Source organism: Dysgonomonas sp. PH5-45, from assembly GCF_029893235.1.
Classification (GTDB): domain Bacteria; phylum Bacteroidota; class Bacteroidia; order Bacteroidales; family Dysgonomonadaceae; genus UBA1309.
On the sequence record NZ_JARXWE010000048.1, the window covers coordinates 1 to 8,988 of the forward strand.

At 38.5% G+C, this 8,988-nt stretch carries 9 protein-coding genes and 1 pseudogene; 6 read left to right on the top strand and 4 right to left on the bottom strand.

The genetic code is table 11. The features are described from left to right. Positions 1-241 precede the first annotated feature (241 nt). From M2132_RS11570 to M2132_RS11585, 4 genes are all read left to right on the top strand, one after another. Complete coding sequence (locus M2132_RS11570; protein ID WP_280673714.1) at positions 242-1,213, top strand: polyprenyl synthetase family protein; 972 nt, start codon at positions 242-244, stop codon at positions 1,211-1,213. Then, entirely contained in the window at positions 1,213-1,983 is a 771-nt protein-coding gene (locus tag M2132_RS11575; RefSeq protein ID WP_280673715.1) for a TatD family hydrolase, read from the top strand. The genes M2132_RS11570 and M2132_RS11575 overlap by 1 nt, the downstream gene beginning before the upstream one ends. Before the next feature lie 282 nt (positions 1,984-2,265). Next, entirely contained in the window at positions 2,266-3,180 is a 915-nt protein-coding gene (locus M2132_RS11580) for a dimethylarginine dimethylaminohydrolase family protein (protein ID WP_280673716.1), read from the top strand. Positions 3,181-3,666: 486 nt separating this feature from the next. Beyond that, positions 3,667-4,347, top strand: a complete 681-nt coding sequence (locus M2132_RS11585) for a hypothetical protein (RefSeq protein WP_280698309.1) — start codon at positions 3,667-3,669, stop codon at positions 4,345-4,347. Positions 4,348-4,419: 72 nt separating this feature from the next. On the opposite strand, the gene M2132_RS11590 is transcribed toward M2132_RS11585, so the two are convergent. Further along, a complete protein-coding gene (locus tag M2132_RS11590; RefSeq protein WP_280673718.1) occupies positions 4,420-5,199 on the bottom strand; it encodes a hypothetical protein in 780 nt (259 codons plus the stop codon). A gap of 267 nt (positions 5,200-5,466) precedes the next feature. Then, positions 5,467-5,760, bottom strand: a pseudogene (locus tag M2132_RS11595) (transposase); the annotation flags it as partial. A gap of 238 nt (positions 5,761-5,998) precedes the next feature. Here M2132_RS11595 and M2132_RS11600 point away from each other — a divergent pair. Both M2132_RS11600 and M2132_RS11605 read left to right on the top strand, forming a co-directional pair. Further along, the gene (locus M2132_RS11600; RefSeq protein WP_280698310.1) at positions 5,999-6,412 is read left to right on the top strand and encodes a helix-turn-helix domain-containing protein; all 414 of its coding nucleotides are present in this window, start codon (positions 5,999-6,001) and stop codon (positions 6,410-6,412) included. Further along, positions 6,409-7,011, top strand: a complete 603-nt coding sequence (locus tag M2132_RS11605; RefSeq protein WP_280673722.1) for an IS630 family transposase — start codon at positions 6,409-6,411, stop codon at positions 7,009-7,011. The genes M2132_RS11600 and M2132_RS11605 overlap by 4 nt, the downstream gene beginning before the upstream one ends. A gap of 179 nt (positions 7,012-7,190) precedes the next feature. On the opposite strand, the gene M2132_RS11610 is transcribed toward M2132_RS11605, so the two are convergent. Next, positions 7,191-7,349 (bottom strand): hypothetical protein, encoded by a 159-nt coding sequence (locus M2132_RS11610; protein ID WP_280673720.1) that lies wholly within the window; start codon positions 7,347-7,349, stop codon positions 7,191-7,193. Between the two features lie 556 nt (positions 7,350-7,905). After that, positions 7,906-8,901 (bottom strand): ATP-binding protein, encoded by a 996-nt coding sequence (locus tag M2132_RS11615; RefSeq protein WP_280673721.1) that lies wholly within the window; start codon positions 8,899-8,901, stop codon positions 7,906-7,908. Between the last annotated feature and the right edge of the window lie 87 nt (positions 8,902-8,988).

Sequence of the window (8,988 nt, forward strand, 5' to 3'; positions counted from 1 at the left end):
AAAATGAGGAGAGGGAGTCATGTGCTGTGCCAAAACCAAAACCTTCTCTAAGCAACAAGTAGCTTAGAGAAGATGGTGATTATAGAGGAAAGATAGGGAAAACTAATTAAAATTTATTGGAGCACTCCGGTATTTAATATGTGTGTGAATTTTTATACAAAAACATCTTCTTCATGAAACCACAAATGTTTTGTACCTTTGCATCTTAAGTTAATAAAAAAAACAAAAAAAGAAATTAGATATGCTTTACACATTTGCCGAGGTTCTCGATATAGTGAACAAACACATAGAAGAAATAAAGTTCCGTGAGAAACCTCAATCACTTTTCGACCCGATAAGTTATATCCTTGCTTTGGGAGGAAAACGTGTTCGCCCCGTACTGACGCTTATGGGGTACAACCTTTATAAAGACGATATCCGCGAAGCTATTCCTGCTGCTTTGGCGCTGGAAATCTTCCATAATTTCACTCTCCTGCACGACGATTTGATGGACAATGCCGATATGCGTCGGGGAAAAGAGACAGTTCATATAAAGTGGAACGACAATACGGCTGTTCTCTCGGGCGATGCCATGCTGATAGAGGCATATAAAGAAATTGCTAAAACAAGAACAGATGTTTTGCCCCAAGTATTGGCTCTATTCTCAAAAACAGCCACCGAAATTTGTTGCGGGCAGCAATATGATATGGAGTTCGAAAGTCGTATGGATGTTTCGGTTGACGAATATATCGAGATGATACGCCTCAAAACGGCTGTTCTCCTTGGTGGTGGCCTCAAGATGGGAGCTATTATTGCCTCTGCGCCCCAAGCCGATACTGAAGCTTTGTATGATTTTGGAATAAATATAGGGTTAGCTTTCCAATTGAAAGACGATTTACTTGATGTTTATGGAAACACCGCAGAGTTCGGTAAACGTATAGGTGGAGATATACTGTGCAACAAAAAAACATTTTTGCTGATAAATGTATTACAAAACACCGAGGCAAAAGCAAAACTATTGCCTTGGATTGAAGAAAAACAGTACAACGAAGAAGAAAAAATTAAAGCAGTAACCCAGATATACGATAGCCTGAATCTGAAAGAAAAATCGGAAGAGCTGATTCTTGATTACTACAATAAAGCTATAAAATGCCTCGACAGGGTATCGATTCCCGAAGAGCAAAAAGGTGAACTGCAAAAATTAGCAACAACATTGATTTCGCGCAAATCGTAGTGAATATAATTGACACCCATACTCATATCTTTGAGCCGGAATTCGACAATGATATTGCCGATGTGATAGACCGTGCCCAAAGAGCAGGAGTTGAAAAAATATTACTACCCAATATAGATATGGACTCGATAAGCCGCCTGCACAACTTGTCGGCGGCATATCCCGGCTATTGCTTGCCTATGATGGGATTGCATCCAACAAGTGTAACATCTGGTTGGGAGCAAGATCTGGCAGAAATGAAAAAACTGTTTGCCACCCGCAAATATATTGCCGTAGGAGAAATAGGGATGGACTTGTATTGGGATAAATCGTTTGCCGAAGAACAGCGTTTAGCCTTTGAAGAACAGCTCCGGTGGAGTGTTGAATTCAATTTGCCTGTATCTATCCATAGCCGGGAAGCTATACCGGAGGTTATTGATAGCATAAAACGAATAGGACAGTCCGAGTTACGGGGAGTATTCCACAGCTTTGGCGGAACGGTTGACCAACTACATGATATTCTTTCGTTGGGCGGATTCTATTTAGGCATAAATGGTGTGGTTACTTATAAGAATTCGGGGTTGAAAGATGTTCTTACCCATACCAATTTGTCGCACATTGTTGTTGAAACCGATGCACCTTATCTTTCGCCCGTTCCATACCGGGGCAAACGCAACGAAACGGCTTATACCGTGCAAATCATCGAAAAACTTGCCGATATATATAACGTATCTCCCGAAGAAGTGGGAGAGGTTACCAGCCGGAATGCCCGGAAGCTATTTGGCTTATAAGCCGACAAGTACGAAAGACTTTTTCAGACTATGTTTAGCAACATAGAATCGTGATATTGTATGAAATCACCTTGTTTCTTTGAGGTATAAAGAAAAGAAGTTGAGTGTCAAAAAGTGAATTATTTGTTCAAAAATAAGATATTTTGACAGATATAAAATTTATTACCGGCCTTGATGATAATTAAAATATATCAAAAAGAACGTTGGGTATAGATTGCTGATATTTTCTCCGATTGAAAAGAGAATATTATCTTTGAAAGAAAAATAAGAAAAAATAAATATATGCTACTTAATGTACAGAACGAAACTTCGCCTCTAAAAACCGTTGTTATAGGTCGTCCAAACTCTAATGGAGCAGACCCTAAATTAGAAGAAACGTACGATGCCAAGTCGTACGAACAAGTAAAAAATGGTACATACCCTAAGGAAGAGGATATAGTAACAGAAATGACAGCCCTTGAGCAAGCTCTCAAAAAACATGGGGTTGAGGTTCTGAAACCGGATCTTATAGAAAATTGCAATCAGGTTTTTGCCCGTGATGTAGCTTTTGTTATTGATGACAAAATCATCAAAGCGAGTATGATATCCGACCGTGTGGCCGAGCAAGCCGCCTACAATCCTATTTACGAAGGTATTGACCCAGCAAAGAAAATACAACTTCCGGAAGGTGCTCGTGTAGAAGGAGGTGATGTTGTGCTTTATAACGAAACTATATTTGTGGGTACTTATACAGGCATGGATTTTTCTAATTATAAGACAGCACGTACAAATATCCAAGCTGTTTTGGCATTGAAGGAACTGTTCCCTAAAAAAAATATTATCCCGCTTGAGTTAGTGAAAAACGACTTTGACCCTCGTAAGGGAATTTTGCACCTCGATTGCACCTTTATGCCTGTGGGCAACGATAAGGCAATTATCTATAAGAATGGATTTACAAGTATTGATTCTTATCAGCTTTTGGTCGATTTCTTTGGCAAAGACAATGTGTTTGAGATAACAAACGAAGAAATGTATTACATGAATTCTAATATATTCTCAATATCGCCAACGGTGGTTGTCAGCGAAGAACGTTTTACCCGCCTTAACAGACACCTTACCGAAGAGTGGGGCATAACTGTTGAGGCTATACCTTATCATGAAATCTCAAAAATGGGAGGACTATTACGTTGTTCTACGCAACCGCTTGTTCGTGGTTAAGAATAATGAAGTGAAAATATATACTAAACAAGAGGATGTGTCAAAAGCCCTCACATACAAAAAAGACCGAAGTTTTTACTCGCTTCGGTCTTTTTTGTTCACTCTAAAATATGTATCTTAGAGTTGCTTATGAACAAATCAAAGATAGTATTTAAAGATTATAATCAAACGTGAGTTCGAAATAAAATAATCACTTAAATCAGTTATATTTTATCTAATTAATGCTTCCAAATTGTTAAATTAAATTGTTTCGCTTACTTTTGTACGGTAGCTGTACCGCTGTGTTTTCGTGTCTGTTTTTTTAAGTCCTAATATAAACATTTAATGCTTACAAGGTTATTGTTCAAACACTTGTAATTTAAGGTATATAAAGATAATAAACAACAGATGAAGTTGACGGCTATCAACTATCGCACGATGCAGGAAATGGAGATGATTAGTGACCTGTATCGGTAAATTGATTGGGTTTACGAAATAGTTATGAAAATGGCACACAGAATAATAATGAATTATAATAAAGTTAAGTCACTTTCTGTCCGCAAATCGCTTATTTCCCCGATACTGTTTACAGCTTTGCTAAGTTGTACGTTTGTTGAGGCTAAAGCACTAGGATCAAAATTAGACCAACAGGCTGTGGAACTAAAGTTAGAGTGCTTTGAAATGCAACGGCAACTGAATGAGAAGATAGAATATGTAAGTTCTCCAAATTATAGATGGACGGCTTTCGTTGAATGGACGTCGGAATTAGATCCCTATGTGGTAGGCGAGAGTGATTACTCTGTCCAGAGCCAAATAAAACTGATAAACAATGAAACCGGAGCAGTTAAGGTTGCCGTTCCATTTCAATTCGTCGGGGAGCCTAAAAAGGATATGCGAGAGTTTCAAGAAATCACATGGAATCTTGAGTCTAACGGGTTTTATTTCATTACCAGTGCATGGGTGGTCGCTGGCGCAATTCATTATTATGACATCAACTCTGGTACCACGCGCTACTTAAGTCATGGTTTGGGGATTGAAAGGGTCATTAGTGAGGGCGAGTATAAAGGATTTATTGAAGCTTTGCACACTACCATAGAGGAAGACAAGGGACGGGTAGTATACAAAGTTGCCATTTCTCCTGATGGGAAAACAACGATACGCTTACCAGACAAGGATGTTGATGACTAGATAGATACAAATTTTGTTCTCCTACTCGATTCGCTGAATTACAGTTTATTTTTTTTTTTGAATCAGAAATGATTATTTATAGAATACCGGGGCTATATATGGTGTATTTGTCCATTTACCGGTAATGGGGTTAAGTTCCCTTATTATACCGGTTTCAACACCAAACTTTTCGGTTATCCGGAACTCCATCGAGCCACCGTAGTAAGTTTGCCCAAACATGCCGTTGTTCATATCCGTAAAACGATTTTTTTCGGCATTCATGGAATATTGCCCGAAAGCGTTTATACGAATGCGGTCGTTTAGTACGAATTTCACTTGTCCGTTAATTCCATAGTCGCCCAGATAATTATTATTCAAGAAGGCTTTTGTTCCGTATCCGCCTGCCGAAACCATTATCTTATCGGTGAGCATATAATTGTAACGTGCGCCCACAGTGCTGTACGACCCCATGGTGGGCATCGTTTCGTGCGAACTAACCGTGCTTATCCACGAACGTTTTGTGACAGGAAAAGCCCCATAAAAACCATAATCGTTAGCAAAGGGGAATTTGCTGCTGAATATTGGTTGGCCGGGCATCGGTCCTTGATAAAATTCCACAGGTGGCAAACGCATTTCTGTTTTTTTGTTGTCGGTCAAAGGTATGGGTTTGACCTCCATGAGGTTGAGAAAATCTTCGTGTGGTACACCAAGCCTACCTTCCTTATCTAAAGGTTGAGGTTCGCTGATGAGTAAACGCTCTAACAACTGTTCATTTTCTTTTGTTAAAATCCGGATAGAATCGTTCTCCTCGTAAGTCTGTCCAAAAGCCGCAACGGTTACAAATGTTAAAATAGATAATAATAAGGTTTTCATAGCATCCTCCTTTCGCTATTTTGTATATATCGTAAAATTAAATAATTATCCTTTACTTTCAATTTTATTCTCACTTAAATATATATAAACACTGTATGTATTTTTAAGAAGGAAAGAATCTTGCTATAAATCAGCTTGTTGTGTTTTTTATCTTATGGGGTACGATTTGGGACGCTTTCTACAAGTCTATTTTGACTTGCCCTGTCCTGCCTTTGTCTGCATAAAACTCAAAGGCAAAAGTACAGGATTTTTCAAAAAAACAAAATACTTAATACAATCCTTCACATGTTCCGAGCGGAAACGGTTAATGGTACTAAAACCGGGATATTGACTGCCGCTTAACCACATGTAATGGATATTCTCCCGCATGACCTTTTCTATCTTGCGACAGGAATAGATATTGTTCAGATAGGCATAGAATAAGACCTTCAATAGCATACGTGGATGGTAACTACTGGTGCCGCCGCCTTGATAAGTGGAAAGCAACCCACTAAGATCCAACTCGTCTACTACCTGATTGATCATCCGAACAGGGGAATGCTCTGGTATATTTTCATCCAGACGACAAGGGAAAAGATTTAATAATCCTTAATTATAATCTTTAAATACTATCTTTGATTTGTTCATAAGCAACTCTATCTTCTTTACTTCTGCCATAGTCAAATAACCTATATCTACCTTTTCAAGTGATAACCTAATATTTGCGAATGGGTTAGATTGAATAATAAGTAAGTGTTCATAATTATTTCACATATACTAAATCCGTCGTATCTTCGTAGCATACCAAATGTATATGCTAATGAAGATCAAGATATTGACATTGACCGAATTCGAACGGGACTCCCTAAGACAAGGTTTCCGTTTGGGCGAGAGCCATTGTTTTCGCATGCGTTGTCGCGCCGTATTGCTCAAATCGGAAGGTTTAAGTTCCGTACAAGTTGGCGAACAGACCGGAATGACCGCTCCAAGCGTCAACGGTTGGGTAAAACGATTCGAGTCCGAGGGTATCAAAGGTTTGCATACCCGTCCTGGGCAAGGCCGCAAGCCCATCATGGACTGTTCGGACGAGGAAGCGGTTCGCAAAGCCATCGAGTCCGACAGGCAGAGTGTGCGTTTAGCCAAAGAAGCCTGGCAGAATTCCTCTGGCAAAGAAGCGAGCGAATTGACGTTCAGACGTTTTTTATCCGCCTTGGCGCAAGATATAGACGTATAAGAAGACGTCCAAGGGGAGTCCCCTCGCCGCGGCTTTATGAGTATAAGACCGCTAAGCTGCAAGAACTTGAAACACTGTATGCCCAAGGAGAGATCAACCTCTTTTACGGTGATGAATCGCATGTTTGTACCGAAGGTTATGTGCCATACGGATGGCAGTTTCCTGGAGAGAACTTGTATATATCCTCCCAAAGAGCTAAAAGACTCAATATCTTTGGGATGATCAGCCGTGATAATCATTTTGAGGGATTCTGCTCCTGTGAATCTATTGATGCCCAAAAGGTTGTCAGTTTCCTGGATCAATATTCTTTCAAAGTAACCAAAAAGACATTTGTAGTGCTTGACAATGCCAGCGTGCATAGGAATGCAAAAATCAGACTGATGCGACCTCTCTGGGAAAAACGAGGACTTTTTCTTTTTTATATACCACCATATTCTCCGCATTTGAATATTGCTGAGACGCTTTGGCGGATCATGAAAGGAAAATGGCTCAGACCACAGGATTATGCTTCTGCCGATACCTTGTTCTATGCTACTAATAGAGCATTGGCAGATATAGGGAAGAATCTGAGAATTAACTATAATCATAAGGCTGCTTAATTTTGAACATCTACTTATTGATTTATTGTAATAATGGCAACTATACTAATTTAGGTACTATAAATAAAAAGTGACTGACGATAGCAAAATGATAGTGTAACATGCAGTATGTCAGTTCGTTGTTCGAATCCCTCTCTTTCATCTAAAGCGACAAGGGGGCACTTCAAACAGTTTCGTCCTTAATTCAAACACACCTTTCCATACTTGGTTGCTTTTAGCTGACTGAGGTTATACGAACGAGCAAAGAGTTTTAAAAAATCTATCGTTTGCCGGGATGGTTCCCTTTCTTCTGTCTTTTCGGGATATGTCAATTTACTTTGTGTAGATTTTTTAATCATAGGCTAATTATTAATTTTTGATTACTCATTATATATAACGTATCCTTTCTACTATTTATTATAATATGTAGCAGTAAAAAATTTGATATCATTCTATTTAAGTTTTATTTTACATACATTTGCACGTTATATTTAACATTGGTTATATGTAAAATATAACAGCCTTAGATTACTTTTAAGTAATTTAAAATATTTATTGTCGTATTCTTTTGTAAATAGAGTAATTTTCATTATATTTATCTCATAATAAACATCTTATGCGATTTATAAAATTATCGGAAGAAGAAAAGTCAGAGAGGGAACGGAACGATAAATTCCGATTGTCCTGTATGATACGAGGTTAAGGCTACTTCGCCTTTTCTTTAGTAACTATTTAGTAACCGATTTCTGTCCAGCCTTGGCTTTCGACTGTCTTTTCCTGTCCACAAGCTTCATATCAGCTTTCAGGTTCAAATATACGAACTTTTTGAATCTTACAAAAATTAATTGAATATCAAGTCGTTCTCCAGTGCAAGGTGCAGCCTATATATAAATAGGCTGCACCTTGCACTGGGCTTTACATATCATTCATAGATAAGCCCCTTAATTCAACCTTATATTTTGCAAGTTCTTTTTTGATTGAATCGGCTTTCGCCTGAAGTAAAGTTATGTCAATTTTCTTGGGGTTACGCTTTACCTCGGCAACAATAGCCGTTTTATCCAAATCATTCAAGGCTATCAGGTCTATCTCATTTTCGCCTTTACTGTCCCAATAGCTACCAATAGCGGTTATCCTCTCTTCTTCCGCCATTTTAGCCCGAAAGTATTTTTCCAAAGTGAAACCGCTATATTGCTCATAGTTCTTATCAATAGACTCACGAAGCAAGTCATATTTTCCCATTTCAATCAATGACTGATTCGGATAAATGAACCGAAACCAAAAACGAAGGTAGTTGTCATTCAAACTCCAACGAGCTTTCCGGCTTTCCGGCTTCGAGAACATGGGCTTGTTCTTTGTGATAAGGGAATATTCCTTTTCCAAATTGACTAGATATGCCCCCGTATTCTTTCCGATGATGGAATCTATTTCACTTTGGGTCGTTTTCCCGGAAGCGATTAACTGTAAGATAGAGAAATAGGTTCCATATTCTTTTCCAAACTCAGAGATAAGCAATTCTTTGCCTTCTCCGATAAAGGGAGAATCAGGACGTGTAACCATATCCAGTATCTTATTCTTTGTTATCGCTCCGGCTTCCATAAGAAGGTCAATATACTTGGGAACGCCACCCGTCAGCATATAGAGACACAGAAGATCTTCCGATTTATATTTTGGATTATAATCGTTCAGGATTTCTTTTATTACGCTAACAGCGAAAGGTTGCAGTGTTATTTTTGAAGTAAGTCGCCCGAATAACGGTTCTTTCCTGTTCTCAAAAATCTTCATCATCATCGAATAGATAGAACCGGAAGCAATAAAGTTGATCTTAGTCTTATCCTTGTACTGATCCCAAAGATTCTGAACATCGCTGAATATGGACGAATTTACATTATCAAACTCTTGATAAAAATCCAAACTTTCGGATTTATCGCATTATCCTAACTTAAATAAAATCCAAACCTTTCCATATAACTCTTTGATAAACAGCTATAGCCTTTCTTG

Bases quoted from the DNA above. Each gene is read 5' to 3' on its own strand.
- M2132_RS11570 (WP_280673714.1), top strand. From the start codon at position 242: ATGCTTTACACATTTGCCGAGGTTCTCGATATAGTGAACAAACACATA.
- M2132_RS11580 (WP_280673716.1), top strand. From the start codon at position 2,266: ATGCTACTTAATGTACAGAACGAAACTTCGCCTCTAAAAACCGTTGTT.
- M2132_RS11585 (WP_280698309.1), top strand. From the start codon at position 3,667: ATGGCACACAGAATAATAATGAATTATAATAAAGTTAAGTCACTTTCT.
- M2132_RS11590 (WP_280673718.1), bottom strand. From the start codon at position 5,199: ATGAAAACCTTATTATTATCTATTTTAACATTTGTAACCGTTGCGGCT.
- M2132_RS11600 (WP_280698310.1), top strand. From the start codon at position 5,999: ATGAAGATCAAGATATTGACATTGACCGAATTCGAACGGGACTCCCTA.
- M2132_RS11610 (WP_280673720.1), bottom strand. From the start codon at position 7,349: ATGATTAAAAAATCTACACAAAGTAAATTGACATATCCCGAAAAGACA.